The following is a 26,000-nucleotide window of genomic DNA, read 5'->3' on the forward strand; positions in this document are numbered from 1 at the left end:
AGAACGTCAAGTGGATCAGATGATTAACATTTTAGTTGTTGAAGATGACAATGATATTAACCAGTTATTATGTAACATTATTAAAAAAAGTGGTTACCATCCACAACCTGCTTATTCTGGCACAGAAGCTCTGATTTATTTGGATAAACAGAAGTGGGACTTAGTTTTACTTGATTTAATGCTTCCAGGTATGGCTGGAGAAGAAATTCTTACGAAAATAACAGAAAAAAGCGCTATTCCAGTTATTATTATTTCAGCAAAAAATGAACAGAAAACCAAAATTAATAGTTTACGTTTAGGTGCAGATGATTATATTTCTAAACCTTTTGATGTGGAAGAAGTATCTGCGCGAATTGATTCACTACTACGTAGATACAAGCATTCGAATGAGATGCCAGAACAAGTGTTGACCTATAAAGATATTCATCTTGATTTAGAAACAAAGACCGTATATATGAAAGGCACAGAGATTACATTGACAGTTCGAGAATACAAGATTCTTGTTCTTCTTATGACTTCACCCAGTAAAATCTTCTCCAAATCAAATTTGTTCGAAAGTGTATGGAATGAACAATACCACGGTGATGATAACACAGTTAATGTTCATATGAGTAACTTAAGAACGAAGCTTTCTAAAGCAAACCCAGAGGAAGAATATATTGAAACGATTTGGGGGATGGGGTATCGGATGAAATCTTAATGTTTTCTTAAGATTTGTCTTAAGAAAATTTTATGTTTTAGGTCCCATACTCATGTTATAGGCAAAAGGAGGTTATAGGAATGAGTGAATATGTCCTAAGAACAAATCATCTATCCAAAAAATATCGAAATGATTTTGCCCTTGAAGATATTAATATATCTATTAAAAAAGGAGATATTTATGGATTCATCGGTCAAAATGGTGCTGGTAAGTCAACAATGTTACGCATTGTTACAGGGCTTGCCTTTCCATCAAATGGATCGGTGGAGTTATTTGGGAAAGAAAATCCTAGTCTATTGACAGAGGCGCAGAAAAGAATGGGAGCTATTATTGAAAGTCCTGCACTTTTCCCGAATATGACAGCATATGAAAATCTAGAAGTCCATCGCTTACAAAAAGGTATTCCAGGAAAAGACTGTATTCATCATTCATTAGAGCTTGTAGGACTTAAGGATACAGGAAAGAAAAAGACAAAAAACTTTTCTCTCGGCATGAAGCAAAGACTTGGACTTGCCGTAAGTCTATTGAGTGATCCAGAATTCTTAATTCTTGACGAGCCAACAAATGGACTAGATCCAACTGGAATCGTTGAACTTAGGAAACTAATTATGAAATTGAATCAAGAAAAAGGGCTAACGATTTTAATATCCAGTCACATCTTAAGTGAACTACATCAACTAGCAAGCAGTTACGGTATTATTCATAAAGGGAAACTGTTAGAGGAAATCTCTGCAAAAGATTTAGGAGAAAAATGCAAACAACATTTGCAGATTAAGGTGGATCAACCAACAAAGGGAGCCACTGTACTAGAATCCACTTTATCCACTGATAATTTTGAAATAATGCCGGATGGTACAATAAAACTTTACAGCTATCTTGATGATGTTCAGAAGGTGTCCATGGCTCTAGCTGCCAATAACCTTGTAATTGAACATCTATCACAAAATGGTGACAGTCTCGAAAGTTACTTTTCTAGGCTTGTTGGAGGTGAAGGAGTTGATTAATCAAATTAGAGTAGAATGGTTTAAATTACAAAGGAATAATACATTTTGGGTATTAATAGTAACTAGTGCGGGCTTAAGTGCATTGCTCCACTATTTAGTGATTATTGAATGGTGGCAAGTGCATAATACCCCGTTTAATCAAGTTGGTTTAAGTGAACTGAATGCTCTTTCTACATTTACTGTTCCTTTATATTTTAACTTAATAGTCAGTACGCTAGCAGGCTTTTTTATCTCGAATGAATTTTCACAAAGTAACGTGATCAAAAATCAAATTCTAAGTGGTAGCAAAAGAAGCCAAATTTACCTATCTAAATACCTCCTATTTACACTTGGATCCATTGTGGTTACGATAGTGATTCCTCTAATAACAGCAATCATAGAGGTTATACTATTAGGACACGGAGATATATTGACAACTTCAAGTATGTTATATTTAGGAAGAGCTTTAGGCTTATTTCTGCTTCATTTTTTAGGCTATACATCAATTATCCTATTGTTAGCTATCATGATGGAAGAAAGCGGAAAAACAATTATATTTTCTATAATATTTACAATCGTGATGTTTGCCATTGAAAAACTTCCTAAGCCCCCATTCATGGAGATGATGTATGAGAACACTATTTTTTATCAGTTCAGTGAAGTCTTTAAGTTTTCCATTACAAACGGAGAGATACTAAAGTCTATTCTCATTGCCCTCGTAACAATTATTATTATAACCATGTGTGGGATAGTTGTTTTTAACAAAAAAGAAATTAAGTAACTCTTTACAAGAGCAGGTGAAAAAAATGCTATTGTCATATCTATTAATAATCGTTTCCCTTGTAGTTGTATTTCTTTTCACTCGTTTATTTTCTTTAAAGAAAGAAGTGAAAAAAATAGGGAGGCAACTACAAGACTATAATAACCAATCGACGAATAAAAAAATAGATTTGGCGCTTTTGGATCAACATATTGAAAATTTAGGAACGGAAATTAATCACCTTATTGATTTACATGTTAAAGAAAAAAGGGAAAGAATTCGCTTTGAAAATGAACTGAAACAGACCATTGCAAATATGTCACATGATCTGAGAACCCCTTTAACTTCTATTATAGGATATATCCAGATGGCTGAATCAAATGAAATTCCAGATGAAGAGCGGAAAGAGTATATAGTAATTGCAAAAAATCGTGCAAAAAGGCTGGAAGCCTTATTAAATGACTTTTTTGAGCTATCTGTGATCGAATCTGCGGATTATAAACTTATAGTAGAAAAAGTTAATATGAAGAATTTAGCAATAGATGTATTAATAAGTTTCTTCGACCGTTTTAATGATAAAAATATGGAACCAACTTTCAACATGCCTGATAGAGATGTATTTATTATGGCTGATAAATCCGCAGTAGCAAGAGTCATTGAGAATCTGGTTGCTAATGCTGTTAAACATTCTAGTGGACATGTAGTCATAAGTCTTGAGGAGAAGAAATCAGGGGTAATATTCCTTGTCCAAAATGAAGCAAATACTTTAACGGAACATGATGTAGAATTCCTTTTCGACCGATTTTATGTGGCAGATCAATCTCGTACAGGAAAAAGTACGGGACTTGGCTTATCTATAGTAAAAAGCCTCATGGATAAAATGAATGGGAGTATAACTGGCGAGTTAAAGGATGGGCAGTTGAAAATTATATGTGAATGGCAGTTTTAAAGTCAATACGGATTTTTCCCTTTTATGTCTAGCTAAAATAAACATCACTTAAACAAAAAAACATTTCGTATTAGGAAAAAGTGATAAAGGGCAAAATCACAATTGAATTTGCCTTGTTCTATTAAATTTTGAAGGTCTACTGGACTTAGAATGCAACATGACAGGTTACGCTACTTTATAATTATCAATAAGTAATGAAACCACCAGTACGTAATAATTATACCAGTTGCTTATCTTTTAAAGTCCGTCGAGTTAAGTCGATAAAGGACTGTAAAGGAATGGTCATTTCCTTATCTTTATGCCAAGCAATTTGAGTGAAAAAAGGAGGAATGGTTTGCTCCCATTTAATTTCTTTTATGCGCCCTTCATTAATATCTCGCTCTACTACCATTGCTGGTAATATAGCTATTCCTAGCTCCGCAATAACACATTGCTTAATAGCTTCTATACTAACAAATTCAAATTTATTAGTAGGGAAAACATCTGCATCTCGTAAAGTATCCTCTAAAATTGTACGGTAAGAGCACCCTTTTTCCGTTAAAAGAAAGGTTTCTTGTTCCAAGTCTTTTGTAAAAACGTTCATTTTACTTGCTAAGCGATGATTGGATGAAGCCACAAGTTTCAGTTCATCTTGAATAAGTGCTTCCGTGGTTAGCGATTCTCCTGGTTTCACTATATCCATGATGAAAGCTATATCAAGATTCCCTTTCAGTAATTGTTCTTTAGCCATTTCGTCGGAATGAGCAGGTTTAAAAACTAGCTTGACGTGAGGAAACTGGCTTTTAAATTCTTTTAGTATTGGTGGAAGACGGTATGTACATTGACTTTCCTGTGCCCCAATTACAAGCGTACCCGAAGGTTCTTTTATCCCACTAGTTACTAATTTTGCTTCCTCTGAAAGAGTAATCATTTTTTCCGCATACTCCTTAAACTGTCTTCCGGCTTCTGTTAAATATAATTTTTTTCCTAATCGCTCAAATAACTTTGTATCAAGTTCTTTTTCCAGCGATTTAATTTGTGCGGTAACACTAGATTGAGCAAATTTTAGTATCTTTGCTGTTTGTGTGAAGTTCAAATTCTCTGCCGCAACTTTAAACGTAATCAATTGTTTTGTCTCCATCTAAATCATCTTCTATTAATCGGAATTTACGATTGATACCATCAAAATAATCATCTTTATTGATTTTTAATTCCATTATAAGATAGGTGTAATGAAACAGCAAATTTATATAGAGAGGCGATAACTGATGAAAATTGGCGTTATATATGGAGGAAGCCGAACAAATGGTAATACGGAGGTTCTAACAGAACGGGTAATTGAACATTTACCCGTTGAGAGAATCTATTTAAAGGATTATGAAATTAAACCGATTGAAGATCAGCGACACCGTCAAGGTGGATTTAAAGATGTAAATGATGATTATAACGATATCATTAGCCGGATCCTAACCTATGACATTCTACTATTTACAACACCTATTTATTGGTATAGCATGTCTGCGACAATGAAATTATTTATCGATCGCTGGTCACATACTTTAAAAGATCCAAAATATCCTCATTTTAAAGATAGCATGTCTTGTAAAAAAGCATATGTAATTGCAGTTGGAGGTGATAGCCCATTAATAAAAGGATTACCGATGATTGAGCAATTTCAATACATTTTTGATTTTATAGGAATTTCCTTTGAGGGATATGTGCTTGGCAAAGGGAATAAACCAGGTGAAATTCTCGAAGATGAGCAAGCATTGGCTGTTGCAAATCAAATCCAAAAAACTTTAAAAACAACAGATAAAAAATAAATCATTGTCCATATAGGTGTGTATAAATGAAGAGTTGCAATTGTGTAGCTCTTTTTTTGGTCAAAAAGGAAAAGATTGAGATTCATTTGATATGATTATAAAGAGAGAAGGTAGATGAATGATAATAATAAAAGGAGGGAGATAATTGCCAGATAACAATATACTTGGAAAGATTGTGATTCTAAACGGAACGCCTCGGTCAGGGAAATCAAGTATAGTTAAAATGGTCCAACATACTTTTGAAGGAGTTTGGATGAACATAGGGGTTGATACATACATGAAGATGACTCCTCCAAACTACCAACCAGGAATTGGATTAAGGCCTGGAGGAGAGCGGTCAGACTTAGAACCATTTATTGTCACGATGTATCAGGCAATGTACGAGTCAATTGCTGTACATAGTCGATTAGGGTTAAATGTTGTAGTTGATATTGGCCATCATGATTTCTATTCAACTAAGAGGGGGATTCTTTATAACTGTGCGCGGATTTTGCAAGACTTACCTGTGTTATTTGTAGGTATTCACTGTCCTTTAAGCGTTATCATGGAGCGACGAATGGCAACTTGGGGTACCGGTTATACGGAAGATGGAGCTGTACCGCAACCTGTTATTCATTGGCAAGAATCTGTCCATGTGCCTGGCATTTATGATTTAGAACTTGATACATCAATTTTAAGCTCTGAAGAATGTGCTGATGCAATCCAAAAACGTTTAGAAAAGGAGCCTTATGGCATTGCATTCAAGAAAATTGCGAATAGGAAGTAGCAGAAAGGCATCCGAACGTATGTTGATTTGGTTTAGTAATCAAATCAACATACGTGTTTTTACTCTTCAACAAGATAATTGTTAAAAGTGGTTAGTTTTATGAAAAAAGCAATCTTTAATATGGAATATTATGGTAGTATAAATGTAAGTATTTTGGGGAAGAGGGTTTTATGATTACTGAATTAAATAAAACTAAATTTTATAAATGTAAGCACTTAATCAATAATCGAGGACAGGTTGAAGTCAAAGCAGTCATTGATGAAATTAATTCTGGACGAATTTTTGTGGATGATATAAAGCATCCAAGTTCTGGATTAATGTGGTTAGGTAATAATGATGGATTTTTCTTACAATAAAGAAAAATGGCGGTATCTGAAGTTATCTAGATTCACAGAAACGCCACTAATTGATTTAGTTTACTTGCTCAACATATTTTTTGAAATTATTTAAAATCGCTTGCCATCCTTGTTGTTGAGAATCAATGGGCTGTGTTGTTTCTGCATCAAATGTTTCAATTATTTTGGTTTCGTTTTCTTGATCTCTAAAATGGATTATCACTTTTCTTCCATCATCCATGGTATAAGCAATAACCTTATATAATTTTACTTCATCATAGGTCCCACCAAAATCGAAACCAGCACTGCCATCTTTGGCTTCCATTCTTGAAACGAATTTTCCACCTACTGTTAAATCATTTTCTGCAGATGGTGTGTGCCAATCATCTGATGCATTGTTCCATTTTGTTATGTGATTTGGTTCTGTCCAATACATCCATACCTTTGTTACTGGTGCTTGAACGGTTGCTTCTACGGTGACTTTTTTAGAATTTTGCAATTAATTTCCCTCCTTCCTAAATTATTTTTGCTGCTTGGAGATAGTATAATGGATTCTTAGGTTTTTCACTAGTAAAAAATAGAAAAAAGGAGGAATAGTACCATGTAAGCCCTTTGGTGCCAAAGAGAGTAGTATATAAAGAAGAAGCTCCCATGTTAAACTGTTATGGAGAAATAATCAGAGAGGGCAACTATAATGAAAATAATACTGGAACAATTACAAAAAGTTGATGCGAAAAAATTGTATGAATTTGAACTTGAAAATAGAGACTATTTTGAAAAAATGGTACCCAGTCGAGTGGAAGAATACTATAATTTGGAGACTTTTAAAATCAGGCATGGCGCTTTGTTGGATGAACAAACTAAAGGGCGATCGTATTTTTACTTAATTAAGAATGAAAATGGTTCTATTCTTGGGCGAATGAACTTAGTAGATATTGATACATCTCTTAGGCTGGGTTATATCGGTTATAGAGTAGGAGAAGCACACACTGGAAAAGGCGTTGCTAATAAAGCATTAAAGCTGTTAATAGGAATGGTTAGTAAGCAAGGTGTTAAACAGATTTTAGCAAAGACAACTACCAACAACATCGCCTCACAAAAAATCTTGGAGAAGAACGGATTTAAGTATTTATCAACAAGTGATGAAGAATTTATAATGAATGGAAACAGTTTAAAGTTTGTTTATTATAAGTGGGCTAAATAATGAAGTATGTTGCTAACGCTATTTCGAATAGCTTCAGATTACGAAAGTACTATAAGCCCTATAAAATAAATATTTTACTTTTTTAATAAAGTACAAGTATGACGATCTTCAACTGATCGTCTTTTTTTATGATTTAAGAGGCGCGAAAGCGTTGGTTGAGGTCAAACAATTAAAATTAATTATTTTTCATTGCGTTTGTGAATTTAGTATTGACTCTCACACTAGTGTCATAGTTTACAATAAGATCGATGAAGATTCACAACACAAAATGAAAGGGAGATATGGAATGAAAAATAATGTAACAGTAATCGGATTAGGACCTATGGGTCAAGCACTGGCCAGTACTTTGTTGAAAAAGGGATATGATACGAGCGTATGGAACCGTACGCTTAAAAAAGCCGCCCCTCTTAAAGAACAGGGAGCTGTTGTTGCGAACACGGCTGCAGAAGCGATATCGGCAAGTCCATTGATTATCATTTGTGTGTTAAATTATGACGCTGTCGAAGAGATTCTTCATTCGGCTGCTGACCAATTGAATGGGAAAACAGTAGTAAATTTAACCGCTGAGTCTCCAGAAAGAGCACGGCGTATGTCCGAATGGGTACAAGGACGAGGAGCGGCTTATCTAGACGGAGCAATTATGAGCCCGACACCGACGATCGGAACCGATGACGCAGTGATCTTGTTTAGCGGTCAAGAAGAAGTGTTTAAGGTTCATGAACCGATTTTAAAAAGCTTTGGTGGAACACCGGCTTATCTAGGTTCAGACCACGGTCTTGCGGCCGCGTATGATGTAGCATTGCTGGACTTTTTCTGGACTTCCATGAGTGGGTACTTGCACAGTCTAGCCGTTGCTAGGAAAGAAGGTATATCTGCACGGGAATTTGTTCCTTTTGCCCAAGGCATGGTGGATATTTTACCGAATATTATGGTTGATACGGCTCAAGAAGTAGATGAGGGTAAATATAATCAGGATGATTCAAGCTTGATTTCCAATGCTGCCTCGATGAAGCATATTATCGAAGTCTCTGAAGCTCATGGGATAGATGCGAGTGTTATGCGTGCTGCCAAAGCATGGGCGCAACAGGCTATTGATCAAGGATATGGGAGGGAATCTTTTTCTAGGTTGAGCGAGATACTGAAGTAATCGTCCATTTGAATAAAATTGTCCACCAATTAGGTACCAACCCCCAAGAGTTAGAGTGTAAAATCTAACTTTTGGGGTGTTTTTGTGTGAAAAACCAATTTTATGCTAATATGGAAAAAATGAATACCTGTCACCTTGGCAATGGAGGGAAAATAATGGTTATCTATGATCAAATTTACGGTGAATTTGCAGTAGACAAAGTAATAGAAGAATTAATTGCGAGCGAGCCAGTTCAACGTTTAAAGGGAATCCATCAGGGCGGAGCAAGCTACTTGGTTAATGAAAAGTGGAATGTAACTCGTTTTGAGCATTCCATAGGTGTCATGTTGTTAATAAAGAAACTTGGTGGCTCAATCGAAGAACAAATTGCTGGATTATTACATGATGTCTCGCATACAGCTTTTTCTCATGTCATTGATTTTGTCTTTGACAATAATGAAGAAGATTATCATGAGAAAATATATCGATCTGTCGTTGTGAATTCAGAAATTCCAACTATTCTGGCTAACTATCATTATCATTACCAAGATATATTGTTAGATGAAACTAAATGGACACTGTTGGAACAACCAGCACCAGAACTATGTGCAGATAGAGTAGATTACACGCTTCGTGATATGTTTACGTATGGACATATTTCATTAAAAGAAGTTCATCATTTTTTGGACAACCTAATTGTTTTAGATGGAAAAATGTATCTGCAAAACATTGAAATAGCTGAATGGTTTGTCGAAACGTATTATAAAGAAGTAATTGACTTCTTTATGGACCCGTTGAATATCTATGGTTATGATAGATTAACGAAATTACTACAACTTGCGTTAGAGAAGAATGTTATAACTGTTAATGATTTTCTTGCTAAAGATGACGAATTAATCGAGAAAATAAAAGCATCAAATGATACAGAAATACTCCACTTATTACAAAAACTCCATCCTAACGTACAAGTGAAGGAAGATCGAGAAAATTATGATTTGCATAGAAAAAATAAAGTTCGTATGATCGATCCTTCTATTATTCAAGATAATCAATTAATACCAGCTTCAAAATTATCAGAAAGTGTTAGGAGTATGTGGGATAGAGCATATGAAAAAGCTACAAGTGGGATGTATGTAAAAGTACTATCTGACTAAGTTTCCAAGTTGTTTTCAACGTACCTTTGCATCTATTCCATCCAATTTTCATGGTTGTGTGTTAAAAAAATATTTGCAATCAGTTTGATAAAAAGTGCTTAAACATGGTATAAGTATAAAGGAAGCAAAGACATTTTGCTTTTTTATTTTGGAAAAAAGGATATCACGGTGCTAACCGTCTGTGAGAATCCCATTTCAAGGTGTAAGTAACACAAGGATAAGTGGAGAGATAACAGACGTTAACACGTTGATAAGTTTCGCTAATGATCCGTGTGAACCAATTCCCCTGATCATAGCCTCTCTTTATCTTGATATCCGAGAATGAAAGGAATTTGATGATGACCGATAACTTTTGGCGTGATTTACCACGACCGTTTTTTATATTAGCACCAATGGAAGATGTGACAGATGTTGTTTTTCGCCATGTAGTGAGTGAAGCAGCTAGACCAGATGTGTTTTTTACAGAGTTTACTAATACAGAAAGTTATTGTCACCCAGACGGGAAACAAAGTGTGCGTGGACGTTTAACCTTCACAGAGGATGAACAACCAATGGTAGCCCATATTTGGGGTGACAAGCCTGAATATTTTAGGCAAATGAGCATTGGGATGGCGAAGGAAGGATTTAAAGGGATTGATATCAATATGGGCTGTCCTGCACCTAATGTGGCAGGGAATGGCAAGGGATGTGGCCTTATCCGTCGTCCAGAAGTTGCAGCAGAGCTAATACAAGCAGCGAAAGCAGGAGGTTTGCCTGTAAGTGTGAAGACAAGGCTTGGTTACACGTATGTAGAGGAATGGCGTGACTGGCTTACACATCTTTTGAAGCAAGACATTGTGAATCTTTCCATTCATCTGCGTACAAAAAAGGAAATGAGCAAAGTAGATGCTCATTGGGAATTAATTCCGGAGATCAAGAAGCTTCGTGACGAAGTGGCACCAGACACACTGCTGACGATTAATGGCGATATCCCTGATCGTCAAACAGGGTTACAACTCGCTCAGCAATATGATGTGGATGGGGTAATGATTGGGCGTGGTATTTTTCATAATCCATTTGCCTTTGAAAAGGAGCCGAGGGATCATAGTAGTAAAGAATTACTCGATCTTTTGCGGTTACATTTGGACCTTTTTGATAAATATTCGAAAGTTGAACCGCGTCTATTCAAGCCTCTTCGCCGCTTTTTTAAAATATATGTTCGTGGATTTAGAGGAGCGAGTGAATTAAGAAATCAATTGATGAATACAGAGTCAACAGATGAAGTGCGTGAATTACTGGATAACTTTGAGGCAAAGAATGTTGAAGAGATAGAACAATAATAGAACATTCCCAAATCAAGGTGAAAGCAAAGAGAGATGGTAAACTAGTCTGCTCTAAATGATATAGCTTATCAAACAAGAAAATTGGCAGGAGTGAATTCGGTATTGAACCGGAATCATCCCGCCAATTTTTTTATGCGCAACGATAGTAAGTTATCGATTTTCGATAAAGTAAGTAATTAGGAGAGACTTCCACCTTTTCGAGTTTAATGACGAAAGTTTAAGGATAATGAACCAATAGAGAGGTGGTTGAAGATGACTGCAGAAATTGTAATCATGAATAAACAAGGGGTAGCACTGGCGGCAGATAGTGCTATTACAAGTGGGCGTGATGATATCAAAAAGGTCTATAATACGGCCAACAAGCTTTTTTCTTTAACAGAGAATCAAGCTGTAGGAGTAATGGTATATGGCTCTGCTTCCTTTATGGAGATTCCATGGGAAGTAATCATTAAGTGTTATCGTGAATATTTAGGAACACGTACCTTTTCTACCCTTCCTCAATACATGGATCACTTTTTAGATTTTCTCCGCAATGATGCCAGATATAATAATCCGGATATGGAAGAAGTAAGTATTTATAACACCTTTTACGAAATCTTAATACAAATCGTTCGTAAAGTAGAGGAGGATATCAACGAAAGCGAAGAAGAAGCGACGGACAATATAGTCGCAAAATGGATGGATAAATATATCGATCAAAATATTAAAGAATTCCAGCAACAGGATGAGATTCTCTTGGAGTTGAGCTATGACGAATTTAAAGAAAAGTATCGTGCAATCATAGAGGAAATGGAAGAAGAACTAATCTCCTTTCCCTTAACAGAGAGGTTGAAAGAAAAACTGATAAAATTAGCGTTTGAAGCTGCAAGAGCAAATTCCTTTAGCACGGGTAGTAGTGGCTTGGTATTCGCTGGCTTTGGTGATAAAGATTTATTTCCTCACTTATTGAATTACCGTTTGGAAGGATTTATTCTAGGTCAACTGAAATTCACTAAGGAAATAGAAAAACAGATTAGTTATACGAATCAACAGAAGGATGGAACTGCTGCTATTGTACCTTTTGCCCAAAGAGAAATGATTGACTCTTTTATGGGAGGTATGGAGCCTAACATGCAGGATGCTATTTTCAATATTATTCAAAAAGTACTTACCGAATATCCCACTCAAATACAGAAGCACGTAGAAGATATCTCCTTGTCTGAAAATCATGTTACAAATCTAGAAAAATTGGGTAAAGATGTATATCAAACAATTAAGGAAGCTGTCTGGGAATATCAGCAGGATTATTATATTAACCCTCTGCTTGGTATTGTACGTTCCTTACCTAAAGAGGACCTTGCAGATATGGCTGAAACACTGATTAACCTTACTTCCTTTAAAAGAAGAGTTAGCAGAGCCACTGAATCAGTAGGTCTTCCTGTAGACGTTGCCTTCATTACGAAGGGCGATGGGTTTGTATGGAGAAAAAGGAAAGATTTTATTAATCATGAGCTTAACGCCAGACTCTAATAAAAAGAAAGGTTGATCCAACATGGTCCCCAAAGAGAGAAGCGGAAAAAAGAGATTTTTTAACGTACCTAAAGAAGACGAGCTTCACTTTACCTTAAAGGATAAACAAAAAGCAGAAAAAGAAAAGGTAGTAGAAAAAGTTTTCAAAGAGCTAGATAATAAATATCGAAATAAAAAAAATAAAAAATGAGTTTTTAGATAGATAAGAAAAATCACCATAACATAAATAGTATGTAAGGAAAATATCCTATTTAGAATCAATAGCCTTCTATAGGGTATTTTTTTTGTTTATTTGGAGAGATGGGCACTACAAATAAATCTGATCAACCTACTATCAAAGATGAAAAGAAATGGTTTGTTTAAAAACACTATACAGTGGGAAGAAGACGAAAAAGGCTGAATAGTCTTTGAATTTTTACTAACAACAAGAAAGGATGAGTCTTGTGAGAGCAGTTACTTTTCAAGAAGAAAAACGCGTAGAAGTAAAAGAAGTTCAAGAACCGTCCATTCAGCAAAAAGATGATATGATTGTACGAATCACAGCAAGTGGTATTTGTGGCTCTGATTTACACCTTTATCATGGAGGAATTCCTTTGCCGCAAGATTATATCATTGGCCATGAACCAATGGGAATAGTGGAAGAAACAGGACCAGAGGTGAAGAGCTTAAAAAAAGGAGATCGAGTAGTCATTCCATTTAATATTAGCTGTGGGAGCTGTTATTATTGCAATAACCATATGGAAAGTCAGTGTGACAACTCCAATCCTCATGGAGAAGTAGGTGCACTCTTTGGATATTCAAAACAAAATGGAAATTATCCTGGTGGACAAGCAGAGTACCTACGTGTTCCATATGCAGATTTCTCCTCATTTAAAGTGCCAGAAAGCAGTGAACTTGATGATGAAAGTGTGCTGTTTCTCTCTGATGTGATACCAACTGCTTATTGGAGCGTGGAAAATAGTGGTGTCAAAACAGGAGATACAGTCGTTGTTCTAGGGGCTGGTCCGGTTGGACTGATGGTGCATAAATTTGCCTGGTTAAAAGGAGCAGAACGAGTAATTGCTGTCGATCAGGTTGACCACCGACTCGAGCATGCGAAGAGAACAAACAATGTCGAAACGTATAATTTTAAAGAAAATCCAGAGATTGGAAGTCTTCTGCATGAGGAAACACAAGGAGGAGCAGATGTAGTAATAGACTGTGTTGGGATGGATGGTACTGTTCCACCTAATACTACTCATGGTTCTGAAGGAGATAATCAATTTGGTACAATAAGTCCTATTATTACGGCGTCTCAGGCTGTTAGAAAGTTTGGGGTCGTTCAACTAACAGGAGTATACGGTACAGAAGCCAATAATTTTCCTCTTGGCGACTTCTTTACTCGCAACGTAGCACTGACCATGGGACAAGCTCCTGTGATTCATATGATGCCAGCTTTATATAAGATGGTAGAAAATAAACTTATTGATCCAACAGATATCATTACACACGCTATGCCACTAACAGAAGCCGCTGAAGCTTATCGCATTTTTGATAAAAAAGAAGAGGGGAGCATTAAAACGATTTTAAAACCATAGATAAAGTTTCCAAAATTTAGTTGCTATTCCAACCTCTATCTGTTATGCTTAATAAGAATTATTTTTGTTCGGTCTCGGTCTGAGAGGAAAGAGTAACTTTTGCACTTTTCACCTTTTATCTAAATTGAACAATAATAGTATTAAATAGTGGGGTTATCCACACAGGAGGAAACAAATATGCAACAAGGTACAGTTAAATGGTTTAACGCAGATAAAGGGTTCGGTTTTATCGAAGTAGAAGGTGGCGAAGACTTATTCGTTCATTTCTCAGCAATTCAAGGTGAAGGTTTTAAAACTTTAGAAGAAGGTGAAGCAGTTACCTTCGATACAGAAGAAGGTCAACGTGGACTTCAAGCTACTAACGTTCATAAAGCATAATGTGAAAAGGGCTCTATCATAGAGTCCTTTTTCTTATTTTAAAGAAAGAACATCGTGGCTTGTAGAACAAATGGACTTTTCAACTAATAGTATATGATTAATTATCTGTGCAAACATTATAAGTAAAATCTACTATAAATGAGGTTAAAGAATGAATGAAGCAAATTTTGAAGGCTATCCATTAAGTGATGCAATAAAAAAAGCACTTAATGTATTAAAATATAATAAACCTACACAGGTTCAAAGTGAAGTGATTCCACGAGTACTGCAGGGTCAGGATTTAATCGTGAAATCTCAAACCGGTAGTGGGAAGACAGCTGCTTTTGCGATTCCAATTTGTGAAAAAATAGTATGGGAAGAGAATAAACCCCAAGCACTAGTGCTAACACCAACAAGAGAGCTAGCTGTTCAAGTTCGTGAAGATATAACCAATATCGGCAGATTTAAACGAATTAAAGCTCTGGCTGTATATGGGAAAGAACCGCTTGCTAATCAAAAGGCTGAATTGAAACAAAAAACACATGTAGTGGTTGGTACACCAGGTCGAGTAATGGATCATATTGAAAACAGAACACTCGACTTAGCGCATATAAACTATCTTGTAATAGATGAAGCGGATGAAATGCTAAATATGGGCTTTTTAGATGAGGTAGAAGCAATCATAAAACAGGTACCTTCCAATAGAGTAACGATGTTATACTCTGCTACCTTACCAAAAGAAATCGAAGAACTATGCCATCACTATATGCAATCCCCTCAAAAAATGGAAATGACTACGGATGTGACAACAAATAGAATTGAGCACCGTTTAATAAAAGTGATGAAACGTGATGAGAAGATATCTTTGCTTAAAGATGTGACGATGGTAGAAAATCCAGATAGCTGTATCATTTTTTGCAATACACAAGAGAAAGTGAATGAAGTATCGCAGGAATTGCAACAGGCTAATTATGCGTGTGACCAGATTCATGGCGGACTTGAGCAGGAAAAACGATTTGCAGTAATGGAAGGCTTTAAATCAGGAACATTCCGTTACCTTATCGCAACAGATGTAGCTGCAAGAGGGATCGATGTGGATAATGTGTCACTTGTTATTAACTTTGATGTCCCGAGGGAAAAAGAAAGCTATGTACACCGAACAGGAAGAACAGGTCGTGCGGGTAATAAAGGTAAAGCAATCACATTTGCAGATGAATTGGACATGAGGTATCTGCAATCAATTGAGAAGTATATCGGTCTTCCACTTCGTAACAGGGAGATACCGTCAAAGGAAGAGGTAAGGAAAGCAAAAGCAGCCTTCGACGAAAAAATGGCAGAACGGCGTATAGTGATGAATAATAAAACTGCTAGAATCAATCAAGATATAATGAAATTGCATTTTAATGGTGGGAAAAAGAAAAAAATCCGAGCGGTTGATCTAGTTGGTACCATTTCGAACATCCCACATGTAACAGCAGAGGATATAGGGATCATTACGATTAAAGATAATTGGTCCCATGTTGATATTCTGAATGGTAAAGGGTCATTAGTATTAGAAGCAATGGAACATACGACAGTTAAAGGTAAAAAATTAAAAGTAAGCAAAGCGAGAAAATAGAAATATATAACCAAATGGAAGTGCGTCCTTTTTTTAATGTCTCACTAAATGTGGTTTGATGATCTAACCGAAAAACGATCCACCACCATCTCATTAATATTCCGCACAATTTGTAGTAGAATGGAATTGATTAGAGATAAAGATATAAGGTGATGCGCATATGGAAATTCGTGAGATGATAGAAAAAGATAATCAAGCAATGGAGAGAATTATCAAGCAATCTCTAGAGTCATTTTCTTTAAATATCCCAGGTACAGCTTATTTTGACCCACAACTAGGAAGACTAGCGCAATTCTACAAGCAACAACCTCATGCAAAATATTGGGTGATTGTAAATAATCATGATGAAGTGCTGGGTGGAGTAGGAATTGGTCCATTCGATCAGGAAAAGGATATTTGCGAGTTGCAAAAATTGTACATTGTACCGGAAGCTCAAGGAAAAGGATTATCAAAGAAGTTGCTGACAGTAGCATTAGACTTTGCAAAGCAACACTATACGCATTGTTATTTAGAAACAATGGACAAACTTCAAATAGCAAACAGCCTCTATCGTAAATTTGGGTTCAGGAAGCTTGAGAAGCCATTGGAAGCGTCAGAACATAACGCCTGTGATTCTTGGTATATAAGGGAGTTATCCGAAGAAAAACAATAAAATAACAGTGAGTATATGTTTAAAAGAAGGAAAGTGTGAAGTTCACACTTTCCTTTTTGTAAGGCTTAAATTATTTTTCTAATAATTTAAGTGATTCTCTATTAAACGCTGGAAGGTCGTCAGGAGTTCTACTAGTTACTAGATTGTTATCCACTACCACTTCTTCATCTTTGACGATTGCGCCAGCATTTTCTAAGTCTTTACGCACGGACACAAAGCTTGTCATTTCTCTACCTTTTAAGAGATCTGTTTCGACAAGGAATTGTGGTCCATGGCAAATAGTAAATACGGGCTTGTCTTCTTGTAAGAATGTTTTAGCGAATTGTCCATTTTGCGGATTGATCCGTAATAAATCAGGAGAGAATCCTCCGGGGATTAATAAAGCGTCATAATCACTCGGATTGACTTCTTCTATCCCTTTATCCGCTTTAATGGTATCACCGTTTTTCCCTTTTATTTCTTTATTAGCTTCTTCACTGATAATTTCAACAGTGTGTCCTGCTGCTTCGTATGCTTTAGCAGGATCAGTCAATTCGATTTCTTCTACCATATCAGTTACTAAAACTGCAATTTTCTTTCCCATGTTCCATCTTCCTTTCTATCTAAATAATAATTTAATCATAGGAGACAAAATAGGTTATGTAAAGTAGATTGCTTATAAGGTAAGCTGTCTTAAGCGTGAGAGACGCTAAAATGGATCACTATTTATTAATTCAATATATAGTATATTCCTTATATCGATTTACTATATAATGTGTTATACTATGTAAGTTGCTTTTTAATAAGTAAATAATACGCATGTAATTAAATGAACAAAAAGGGGCATTGTGAAAGCTGGTTGCTACCTGATACATAGAAATCAACATGATGATTCTATATGTATATAAAGTTAAAGAAGTTAACTATAGCCATAAAGTAAGTTCTTTTATTTTTGTGAATTATTCTTAATTCATAGTTAATGAAAGTCCAGGTTTTAGATTTTTTTTCAAAGGGGCTATTAAGAATGAAAAGCTTTTATCAAGATTGTTTGAATAGGTTACAAAAGACAGAAGGAGATGGATGGAAAATGATTACGATAGATGGTGTAGTAGGGGTAGGGAAGACTACATTAATGGAGATTGTTGTAAAGGAGTTAGGGTATACACCATTTGAAGAACCAGTTGTGAATAATCCAATTCTAGATAAATTTTATTATAATCGTGAACGATACAGCTTCCCTTTACAAGTATTCTTCTTAAATGAACGTTTCAAACATATAAAAAATGCCAGTAAGCTCGATCGGGCTGTATTGGATCGTTCCATATATGGAGATGTCATTTTTGCCAAAATGTTGCAGGATAATGGTGAAATGTCTGAAGAGGAATTTAATATTTATTTAAGCTTGTTCAAAAATATGATTGAACACTGCCAACCTCCAGCATTAATGATTTATCTCGAAATATCTACAGAAGAAGCTATTCGTCGAATTAATAAACGTGGCAGAAGTTATGAGGTGGATACAGAAACGGCATATTGGGAAAGATTAAATAAAGAGTACAGAGCCTATTTTGAAGCCTACGACGCATCACCAGTGTTAAAAATTAATGTGGATCATCTCGATTTTGAAAACAATCCAGAGGATCGGGAATATGTCGTATCCCAAATAAAAAAAGAATTACAAGCAATCGACAGAGATAAATTCTAAACATGAAATACTTCTAGTAGAAAAACGTGTCTTCATATTTTCATGACATTGAATGATTATCCTTGTTCCTAGCTTATTAGAAAGAGGAAGCTTAATCCTGTAGCTTCCTCTTTTTTTATACGAAAAATTAGGATACCCCTTGATTTCTCTATAAAAAGGGATTGTTGGAAATCCCGATAGTCTAGCTTCATGTTTGTGAAGATATCTTACATAATTATTTAACGTAATGAGTATGTCCAAGTTGTTTTGCTTTTACTGTTTGTATAAATAAATCAGTAATTTACTGTTATATAATACTGATTATAGACAAAACGGTAAGTAAATACAGATTAATTTGAATAAGTGTTCAATTGACAGAAGGAATTTATCAGTAAAAGGAGGTTACCTAATGTCAGATAAGGTAACAATAGGGTTAATTCAAGCGAAAAATGATGTAGATGGAGCACAGCCTGTAGAACGGCATAAAGAAGCTGCAATCCAAAAACATATCAAGATGGTACGTGATGCAAAAGAAAAGGGGGCCCAAATAATTTGTTTGCAAGAGATATTCTATGGCCCATATTTTTGCACCGAGCAAAATCCGAAATGGTATGCTGCTGCTGAAGAAATTCCAGATGGTCCCACAACAAAACTATTTCAAGAGTTAGCCAAAGAGTTAGAAGTTGTCATTGTTTTACCTATATATGAAAAAGTAGGTATCGCCACCTACTATAATACTGCAGCGGTCATTGATGCTGATGGTAGTTATTTAGGTAAATATCGAAAACAACATATTCCTCATGTAGGAGTAGAAAAAGAGGGTTGTGGTTTTTGGGAGAAGTTTTATTTTAAACCAGGTAATCTAGGCTATCCTGTTTTTGACACGGCCTATGGAAAAATCGGTGTTTACATCTGTTATGATCGCCACTTTCCTGAAGGTGCCAGATTATTAGGATTGAATGGGGCAGAAATTGTGTTTAACCCATCAGCTACAGTAGCTGGTTTATCGGAATATTTATGGAAATTAGAACAACCCGCACATGCTGTTGCTAATGGTTATTATGTAGCAGCTATTAACCGTGTAGGTGTGGAATCCCCTTGGGATATGGGAGAGTTCTATGGTCAGAGTTATTTGGTAGATCCGAGAGGTAATTTTGTCAAAATCGGAAGTCGTGACCAGGATGAAATCATTATAGCCGAAATGGATAAAAAACTAATTAGAGAAGTGAGAGATACCTGGCAATTTTACCGAGATCGTCGTCCGGAAACATATGATGAGATGAGTGCCTTACTTCCCTAGAATGAGTGGAATAGTGATGGAGGTGTTAATGAATGATAAAAACCTCAGTGGAGGAATTGAGAAAAAATTTTGCGGAAATCATTCCGGATTTAACATCCCAGGAAGCGATAGAGGAAGCAAATCGTTGCTTATACTGTTACGATGCACCTTGTACGATCGCTTGCCCAACCGGAATTGATATCCCTTCGTTTATCAAAAAAATTGCCAGTGGAAATATGAAGGGATCAGCAAAAACAATTATGCAAGCAAACCCTGTTGGTGCAAGCTGTGCTAGAGTCTGTCCCACGGAAGAGCTTTGTGAAGGTGCTTGTGTATTAAACGAATCTACAAAATCTATAATGATTGGAGATCTACAACGCTATGCAACCAATTGGGCGATAAAAAATGAACAGATATTATTTAAAGCAGGCAAGAAAAATGGAAAAACAGTTGCCATTGTAGGTTCGGGTCCTGCTGGATTGTCTGCTGCCCGAGAACTCGCTCTATTAGGCTATAAAGTTACTATTTTTGAAGCAGAAGAACAAGCTGGAGGTTTAAATCATTATGGTATTGTCTCCTTTCGATTACCTCAAGATATCGTGTTTTGGGAGGTAAAACAAGTTGAAAGTCTAGACGTGGAAATAAAAACAAGTACAAGAGTTGGTACAGATATTTCTATCAATAAAATAATCAAAGATTTTGATCGTGTCATTCTAGCTGTAGGGATGTCAACTGTACCTGATTTAGGTATTGAGGGAGAAGAAGGTAAAGGAGTTCTTGATGCCATCGATTTTGTTAAGAGAACCAAAACAAGTCCGCTTCCGCAAGAATTAATAGGTAAAAAAGTTGTAGTTATAGGCGCTGGGAATACAGCAATTGATGCTGCAACTTGTTCCGTTCGTTTGGGTGCTGAGAATGTAAAAATTTTATATCGAAGATCAAATGAGGAAATGACTGCTTACGATTTTGAATACGAGTTAGCAAAACAAGATGGTGTCGAGTTCCGGTGGTTAACTCAACCAACTAAGGTTATTGCAGATGATACTGGTAATGTCGTTGGCTTAGAATGTATGAAGATGAGACTGCGCGAAAGAGAAAGGGATGGACGACGGAGACCTATACCAGTGGAAAATTCAAATTTCATACTGGAAGCAGACTTTATTATTAAAGCGATTGGACAAAAGAGACATCAATCTTTACTGCAAAGTTTTGCTATCCAACTTAAAAATGGTATTCCAGTAATAGATGAAGACACCTATCAAACGTCTAACCCAAATGTCTATGCTTGTGGTGATGTGATCTTTCAAGGTGGAAAAGGGGATGCCATGGTCGTAACTGCTGCAGAACAGGGGAAACAAGTAGCTTATTCTCTCCATCAACAATTGTTCAGTGTCGATACAACTGCTTCATAATGAAGAAAAAAGGGAGGTAAAAAAGATGGCAGACCTAAGCATCGATCTAGCTGGTATTAAATCACCGAATCCATTTTGGTTGGCATCTGGTCCACCAACAAACACAGGTTATCAGGTACAGCGTGCGTTTGAAGCGGGCTGGGGAGGAGCCGTATGGAAGACATTAGGAGAACCAATACTTAATGTATCTTCTCGATTTGCCGCTTTACATTATAATAATCAACGAGTAGTAGGTTTCAATAATATCGAATTAATTACCGATCGTTCATTGGAAGAAAATTTACATGAGATCTATGAAACAAAGAAAAAATATCCGGATCATGCAATTATTGCGTCTCTAATGGTTGAACCTGAAAGGGAAAAATGGCATGAAATTGTAAAGCGAGTAGAGGACACCGGTGTAGATGGCTATGAACTAAATTTTGGTTGTCCACATGGAATGGCGGAAAGAGGAATGGGATCTGCTTCAGGTCAGGTTCCTGAGCTTGTTGAAAAACAAACATATTGGACGAAAGAAGTGGCAACAAAACCTGTTATCGTAAAACTTACACCAAACATTACGGATATTACTTTTACAGCGAAGGCTGCTGCTAAAGGAGGAGCAGATTCCATAAGCTTAATCAACACCATTAATAGCTTAGCAGGTATTGATATTGACAGCTGGGATACGATACCGCATGTAGGCCATCAAGGGGCACATGGAGGTTATTGTGGTCCGGCAGTAAAACCAATTGCGCTTCATATGGTTGGTGATTGTGCTAGAAATGACGAGATAAATATTCCGATTTCTGGTATCGGTGGTGTATCCAACTGGAAAGATGCAGTCGAATTTCTGCTAATGGGATCAACTAGTGTGCAAGTCTGTACAGCTGCTATGCATCATGGTTTCCGTATTATTGAAGATATGATAGAAGGGCTAGATAACTATTTAGAAGATAAAGGAATCTTTTCTGTTATGGATATAGTAGGAAAAACCGTCCCTAAATATGTAGATTGGGGTGATTTAGATTTAAATTATAAAGTGGTAGCACAAATCGATAATGATATTTGCATTAATTGTAATAAATGTCACATAGCATGTGAAGACGCATCGCATCAATGTATAGATATAGTGAAAGATGAGCAAGGTGTAAATTATTTACAGGTGAGAGAAGAAGATTGTGTTGGCTGTAACTTATGTTCGATTGTTTGTCCAGTAGATGGTGCCATTAATATGGTTGAGGTAGAAAGTGAATTTTCGCCTATGACATGGAATCAACGACAATCTATCACAGGTCTGGAAAGTGGTTTTGCTGATATAAGTAAGTAAAGGGATGTGACAGTAATGGGAGGTGCCCATATGGGGTTAAAATTAGTGAAAAATGGAACGATTGTAACAGCTTCTGATATTTATCAGGCAGATATTCTGATAGAAGATGAACAAATCTCGTTGATTGGGAATGATTTAGAGATTAAGAGTGCTGAAATCATAGATGCTGAAGGATATTATGTCATGCCAGGAGGAGTGGACCCACACACTCATTTAGAGATGCCATTTGGGGGGACTGTCAGCAAAGATGATTTTGAATCTGGTACGATTGCCGCTGCTTACGGTGGTACTACTACATTAATTGATTTTTGTATTACTAGAAAAGGAGAATCTCTCCAAAAACCGATCAAGGAATGGCACGATAAATCGAAGGATAAGGCAGTGATAGACTATAGTTTTCATTTAATGATTGGGGAAATAAATGAGCAAGTATTACAAGAATTGCCGATTATTCTTGTAGAGGAAGGAATCACATCATTTAAAGTCTTTATGGCTTACAAAGATGTTTTTCAGGCTGATGACGGAACATTATTTCAAACATTAAAAACTGCAAAAGAACTAGGAGCCCTTGTAATGGTTCATGCAGAAAATGGTGATGTAATTGATCATTTGGTGAATGAAGCACTAGAAGCAGGTAACACGGAACCTATATACCATGCATTAACACGCCCACCAGAAGCAGAGGGAGAGGCAACAGCAAGAGCAACAGAGCTGACGGGTTTAGCTAAGTCACAGCTATACGTTGTACACGTATCTTGTGATGAAAGTGCAAGTAAAATCAAAACGGCTCGTGAGAAAGGATATGATGTATGGGGCGAAACATGTCCGCAATATTTAGTATTAGATCAAAGTAAGCTAGCTTTACCAGGTTTTGAAGGTGCTAAATATGTCTGGTCACCACCATTAAGAGAAAAGTGGAATCAAGATAAATTATGGAGTGCGTTGAGAAATGGTGATTTACACACGATTGGTTCCGATCAATGTTCATTTGATTTTGAAGGTCAAAAAACTCTTGGTAAAGATGATTTTTCTAAGATCCCTAATGGTGGACCAATGATAGAGGATCGTTTTAGTATTCTATTTTCAGAAGGTGTTAAAAAAGGTCGGATTACATTAAATCAATTTGTTGATATCATTGCCACCAGATCAGCTAAATTATTCGGTATGTATCCGAAAAAAGGAACAATTGCAGTCGGAGCGGATGCTGATCTGGTTTTATTTGATCCAAACCAAGAACGGACACTATCTGTAAACAGCCAACATATGGCTGTTGACTACAGTGCTTTTGAAGGGATGAAAGTTACAGGTGAACCTATCACAGTACTATCAAGAGGTAAGTTTGTTATCAAAGATAAACAATTTGTAGGAGAATTAGGATCTGGTGAATATATTAAGCGTGCGCGGTATGGTGAGAGATTAGTTAATCAAGGGGAAACGATTGCATTATAACGAAAATAGTCGGTAAGGAAGTGATCAATTGAATGCATTCAATCTTTATGTGGAAGAAAGAAAAGGAATCGATGCCCTCTTAAACAAAGGGTATATCATTATCGGACTAAAAGATAATTTAGACGGTGCGATCGTATTTTTTCGAAAAAATGACGTAGTAGAAAGTTTACAAGTGAACATCGCGGATACAAGGAAATATATCTCAAATGTTATATTTCAGCAGCATATAGATCGTAAAAATGCTTAGGATAAACCTAAGCATTTCATAATATTGGAGAGATTTATTAACAGGATACATGATGTATATGGAAAATAATGCTATCTTGAGATAAATAATGTCAAAGATCTGCAATAGATAATCTCCGTTTCATTAATTGAATCGTTGGATTTCAAGGAGGAGAGGGAAATGACTGCTGTAAATTTAACAGTTAGAGAGGTCTTGGACGAATCATGTTTTGAAAGTGCTGAGCTAATTGCTGGTGAAAGAGGATTAGATAGGGTCGTTCGATGGGTCCATATAATGGAGGTAACGAATGTTGATAATCTTTTAAATGGTTCAGAACTTATTCTATCTACAGGCGTAGGATGGCGAGATTCTAATGGATCATGTGTTGCTTATTTTAAACAGTTAATTGAAGCTGGAGTTGCTGCACTTTGTATCGAGTTAGTCAAGTATACCAATACAATACCTGCTGATATGATAAAAATGGCGAATGAACATGATATTCCATTAATTGTGTTTCATAAAGAAGTTCGGTTTGTCGATATCTCTCAAGTGATTAATAAACGATTAGTTAACAATCAGTATCGAATACTATCAGATTTAGAAGACTTCTCTAGTAAGCTTAATCAAGTAATGCTCTTACCCAACGCATTTCACCGAGTGTTAAAATTAATCCATCAGTATCTTCAAGTACAGGTAATATATATTCCACATAATTCAGAAGAAATCATATTTCTCCCACTTCAACAAAAAAAGGAACAAAAGAAATTGTTAGCATTAATTGAAGCTGACAAGGAAAAAAGAGTGATTAATCGAAACAAACAGTTTATATCTCCTGATCAATCCTATGTTGGTCAATCAATTCAAGCGATGGATGTAAAATTTGCCGAAATAATTTTCTTCCCAAAATATAAAAATATCTCAGAATATGAATTATTAGTGTTAGACCGCTGTGCAAATGCAATTTCGCAGGATTTAATTAGAGCGTTTTATATAGAGGAACAAAGAAAACAGAAAGAACAGCAATGGATATATGAATGGCTTAACGAAACTTATAAGGAAGAAGAAATTAACCAATACTTGAATTCCTTAGAAGCAACGATCAAACCAAATGGTGCTGTTGTTTGGATTTGTCGTTTACATGCCCTAATACATGATAACAATCAATCTTATCATATAGCCGTTTTTCGTAATGTCCTGCAAAAATATGGATTTTTCCTTGTTTCTTTATTCGATCAAAAGCAGTTTATTTTTATTTTAGTAAATGTTCGTAGTCAAACAGATTGGAAAAGCAGACTAAAAAAAGTAATCCAACAGCTGGGCAAAATGAATCTATATAATTTAACTGAAATTCCTTATGCTGTTTTTGGAATTGGGAAACTTACAGAAGATATCCATCTTATTAAAGAAAGTTATCATACCGCTTTAGAAGCGTTAAATATCCAGAATCAAGCAAAGATAAAAAATAGAATATTTTATGAAGATCTCCATATCTATCGACTAGTCTTCAGTCTTAATAATGTTATTTGTTTAGAAGATTATATTCATGAATATTTAGGTAAAGTCTTAGACTATGACGAGTCGCATAATAGTGACTTATTGTATACATTGCAAATTTATTTGGAATGTAATGGGTCCAAAAATGATGCTGCCAAACGCCTATATGTTGTGAGGCAAACGTTATATCATCGTTTAAGTAAATTAAAAGAATTACTTGGTGCTGATTTTATGGAACCAGAAAAACGTTCAATCATTGAATTTTTGATTCATGCTTATCGATATCAACGACCAATTAATGAAGATAACGTGACAGTGAGGAGAATGATGAAGAAAGGATAATGGAAGTGTAAA

At 35.9% G+C, this 26,000-nt stretch carries 26 protein-coding genes and 1 pseudogene; 24 read left to right on the plus strand and 3 right to left on the minus strand.

Annotated elements, in window-relative coordinates:
* Positions 1-10 precede the first annotated feature (10 nt).
* The 4 genes from ACTNEP_RS11755 to ACTNEP_RS11770 all read left to right on the plus strand — a co-directional run bounded on the left by ACTNEP_RS11755 (position 11) and on the right by ACTNEP_RS11770 (position 3,392).
* A complete protein-coding gene (locus ACTNEP_RS11755; RefSeq protein ID WP_441162206.1) occupies positions 11-700 on the plus strand; it encodes a response regulator transcription factor in 690 nt (229 codons plus the stop codon).
* An 80-nt stretch (positions 701-780) separates the two neighbouring features.
* The gene (locus tag ACTNEP_RS11760) at positions 781-1,704 is read left to right on the plus strand and encodes an ABC transporter ATP-binding protein (RefSeq protein WP_441162207.1); all 924 of its coding nucleotides are present in this window, start codon (positions 781-783) and stop codon (positions 1,702-1,704) included.
* Positions 1,688-2,464: an ABC transporter permease gene (locus ACTNEP_RS11765; RefSeq protein WP_441162208.1), complete on the plus strand. Its 777-nt coding sequence runs from the start codon at positions 1,688-1,690 to the stop codon at positions 2,462-2,464. The genes ACTNEP_RS11760 and ACTNEP_RS11765 overlap by 17 nt, the downstream gene beginning before the upstream one ends.
* A gap of 25 nt (positions 2,465-2,489) precedes the next feature.
* A complete protein-coding gene (locus ACTNEP_RS11770) occupies positions 2,490-3,392 on the plus strand; it encodes a sensor histidine kinase (RefSeq protein ID WP_441162209.1) in 903 nt (300 codons plus the stop codon).
* 217 nt (positions 3,393-3,609) lie between these two features.
* Here the strand turns inward: ACTNEP_RS11770 and ACTNEP_RS11775 are convergent, their stop codons facing one another.
* The gene (locus ACTNEP_RS11775; RefSeq protein ID WP_441162210.1) at positions 3,610-4,512 is read right to left on the minus strand and encodes a LysR family transcriptional regulator; all 903 of its coding nucleotides are present in this window, start codon (positions 4,510-4,512) and stop codon (positions 3,610-3,612) included.
* Between the two features lie 127 nt (positions 4,513-4,639).
* On the opposite strand from ACTNEP_RS11775, the gene ACTNEP_RS11780 reads away from it, so the two are divergent.
* From ACTNEP_RS11780 to ACTNEP_RS11790, 3 genes and pseudogenes are all read left to right on the plus strand, one after another.
* Positions 4,640-5,194, plus strand: coding sequence for a flavodoxin family protein (locus ACTNEP_RS11780; protein ID WP_441162211.1), 555 nt, complete (start codon positions 4,640-4,642; stop codon positions 5,192-5,194).
* Between the two features lie 145 nt (positions 5,195-5,339).
* A complete protein-coding gene (locus ACTNEP_RS11785; RefSeq protein WP_441162212.1) occupies positions 5,340-5,960 on the plus strand; it encodes a chloramphenicol phosphotransferase CPT family protein in 621 nt (206 codons plus the stop codon).
* A 170-nt stretch (positions 5,961-6,130) separates the two neighbouring features.
* Positions 6,131-6,307, plus strand: a pseudogene (locus ACTNEP_RS11790) (GNAT family N-acetyltransferase); the annotation flags it as partial.
* 64 nt (positions 6,308-6,371) lie between these two features.
* Here ACTNEP_RS11790 and ACTNEP_RS11795 read toward each other — a convergent pair.
* Positions 6,372-6,794: an SRPBCC family protein gene (locus ACTNEP_RS11795; RefSeq protein ID WP_441162213.1), complete on the minus strand. Its 423-nt coding sequence runs from the start codon at positions 6,792-6,794 to the stop codon at positions 6,372-6,374.
* A gap of 195 nt (positions 6,795-6,989) precedes the next feature.
* Between ACTNEP_RS11795 and ACTNEP_RS11800 the strand changes: the two genes are divergently transcribed.
* The 10 genes from ACTNEP_RS11800 (at position 6,990) to ACTNEP_RS11845 (ending at position 16,814) form a co-directional block, all read left to right on the plus strand.
* Entirely contained in the window at positions 6,990-7,499 is a 510-nt protein-coding gene (locus ACTNEP_RS11800) for a GNAT family N-acetyltransferase (protein ID WP_441162214.1), read from the plus strand.
* Positions 7,500-7,767: 268 nt separating this feature from the next.
* Complete coding sequence (locus ACTNEP_RS11805; RefSeq protein ID WP_441162215.1) at positions 7,768-8,646, plus strand: NAD(P)-dependent oxidoreductase; 879 nt, start codon at positions 7,768-7,770, stop codon at positions 8,644-8,646.
* A gap of 155 nt (positions 8,647-8,801) precedes the next feature.
* Positions 8,802-9,779, plus strand: coding sequence for an HD domain-containing protein (locus ACTNEP_RS11810; protein ID WP_441162355.1), 978 nt, complete (start codon positions 8,802-8,804; stop codon positions 9,777-9,779).
* A gap of 338 nt (positions 9,780-10,117) precedes the next feature.
* The gene (locus ACTNEP_RS11815) at positions 10,118-11,098 is read left to right on the plus strand and encodes a tRNA dihydrouridine synthase (protein WP_441162216.1); all 981 of its coding nucleotides are present in this window, start codon (positions 10,118-10,120) and stop codon (positions 11,096-11,098) included.
* Between the two features lie 255 nt (positions 11,099-11,353).
* Positions 11,354-12,610, plus strand: coding sequence for a hypothetical protein (locus tag ACTNEP_RS11820; RefSeq protein WP_441162217.1), 1,257 nt, complete (start codon positions 11,354-11,356; stop codon positions 12,608-12,610).
* Positions 12,611-12,632: 22 nt separating this feature from the next.
* Positions 12,633-12,800 (plus strand): hypothetical protein, encoded by a 168-nt coding sequence (locus ACTNEP_RS11825; RefSeq protein ID WP_441162218.1) that lies wholly within the window; start codon positions 12,633-12,635, stop codon positions 12,798-12,800.
* A 253-nt stretch (positions 12,801-13,053) separates the two neighbouring features.
* Positions 13,054-14,187: a zinc-dependent alcohol dehydrogenase gene (locus ACTNEP_RS11830; protein ID WP_441162219.1), complete on the plus strand. Its 1,134-nt coding sequence runs from the start codon at positions 13,054-13,056 to the stop codon at positions 14,185-14,187.
* Positions 14,188-14,364: 177 nt separating this feature from the next.
* The gene (locus ACTNEP_RS11835; protein WP_441162220.1) at positions 14,365-14,565 is read left to right on the plus strand and encodes a cold-shock protein; all 201 of its coding nucleotides are present in this window, start codon (positions 14,365-14,367) and stop codon (positions 14,563-14,565) included.
* Positions 14,566-14,716: 151 nt separating this feature from the next.
* A complete protein-coding gene (locus ACTNEP_RS11840) occupies positions 14,717-16,162 on the plus strand; it encodes a DEAD/DEAH box helicase (RefSeq protein WP_441162221.1) in 1,446 nt (481 codons plus the stop codon).
* A gap of 160 nt (positions 16,163-16,322) precedes the next feature.
* Positions 16,323-16,814 carry a GNAT family N-acetyltransferase gene (locus tag ACTNEP_RS11845; RefSeq protein ID WP_441162222.1) on the plus strand — a complete coding sequence of 164 codons (492 nt, stop codon included), beginning with the start codon at positions 16,323-16,325 and terminating at the stop codon, positions 16,812-16,814.
* 70 nt (positions 16,815-16,884) lie between these two features.
* On the opposite strand, the gene ACTNEP_RS11850 is transcribed toward ACTNEP_RS11845, so the two are convergent.
* Complete coding sequence (locus tag ACTNEP_RS11850) at positions 16,885-17,397, minus strand: type 1 glutamine amidotransferase domain-containing protein (protein WP_441162223.1); 513 nt, start codon at positions 17,395-17,397, stop codon at positions 16,885-16,887.
* Positions 17,398-17,817: 420 nt separating this feature from the next.
* Here ACTNEP_RS11850 and ACTNEP_RS11855 point away from each other — a divergent pair, with 420 nt between their 5' ends.
* From ACTNEP_RS11855 to ACTNEP_RS11885, 7 genes are all read left to right on the plus strand, one after another.
* A complete protein-coding gene (locus tag ACTNEP_RS11855) occupies positions 17,818-18,498 on the plus strand; it encodes a deoxynucleoside kinase (protein WP_441162224.1) in 681 nt (226 codons plus the stop codon).
* A 388-nt stretch (positions 18,499-18,886) separates the two neighbouring features.
* Positions 18,887-19,777: a nitrilase-related carbon-nitrogen hydrolase gene (locus tag ACTNEP_RS11860; protein ID WP_441162225.1), complete on the plus strand. Its 891-nt coding sequence runs from the start codon at positions 18,887-18,889 to the stop codon at positions 19,775-19,777.
* A 32-nt stretch (positions 19,778-19,809) separates the two neighbouring features.
* Positions 19,810-21,168, plus strand: a complete 1,359-nt coding sequence (locus tag ACTNEP_RS11865; RefSeq protein ID WP_441162226.1) for an NAD(P)-dependent oxidoreductase — start codon at positions 19,810-19,812, stop codon at positions 21,166-21,168.
* Between the two features lie 25 nt (positions 21,169-21,193).
* On the plus strand, positions 21,194-22,477 hold the full coding sequence (preA, locus tag ACTNEP_RS11870; protein WP_441162227.1) for an NAD-dependent dihydropyrimidine dehydrogenase subunit PreA: 1,284 nt from the start codon (positions 21,194-21,196) through the stop codon (positions 22,475-22,477).
* 30 nt (positions 22,478-22,507) lie between these two features.
* Entirely contained in the window at positions 22,508-23,926 is a 1,419-nt protein-coding gene (hydA, locus tag ACTNEP_RS11875) for a dihydropyrimidinase (RefSeq protein ID WP_441162228.1), read from the plus strand.
* Between the two features lie 28 nt (positions 23,927-23,954).
* Positions 23,955-24,173: a hypothetical protein gene (locus tag ACTNEP_RS11880; RefSeq protein WP_441162229.1), complete on the plus strand. Its 219-nt coding sequence runs from the start codon at positions 23,955-23,957 to the stop codon at positions 24,171-24,173.
* Positions 24,174-24,332: 159 nt separating this feature from the next.
* Positions 24,333-25,988 (plus strand): PucR family transcriptional regulator, encoded by a 1,656-nt coding sequence (locus tag ACTNEP_RS11885; RefSeq protein WP_441162230.1) that lies wholly within the window; start codon positions 24,333-24,335, stop codon positions 25,986-25,988.
* Positions 25,989-26,000: the final 12 nt, after the last annotated feature.

The organism is Gracilibacillus sp. HCP3S3_G5_2 (genome assembly GCF_052063305.1).
GTDB lineage: Bacteria > Bacillota > Bacilli > Bacillales > Amphibacillaceae > Gracilibacillus.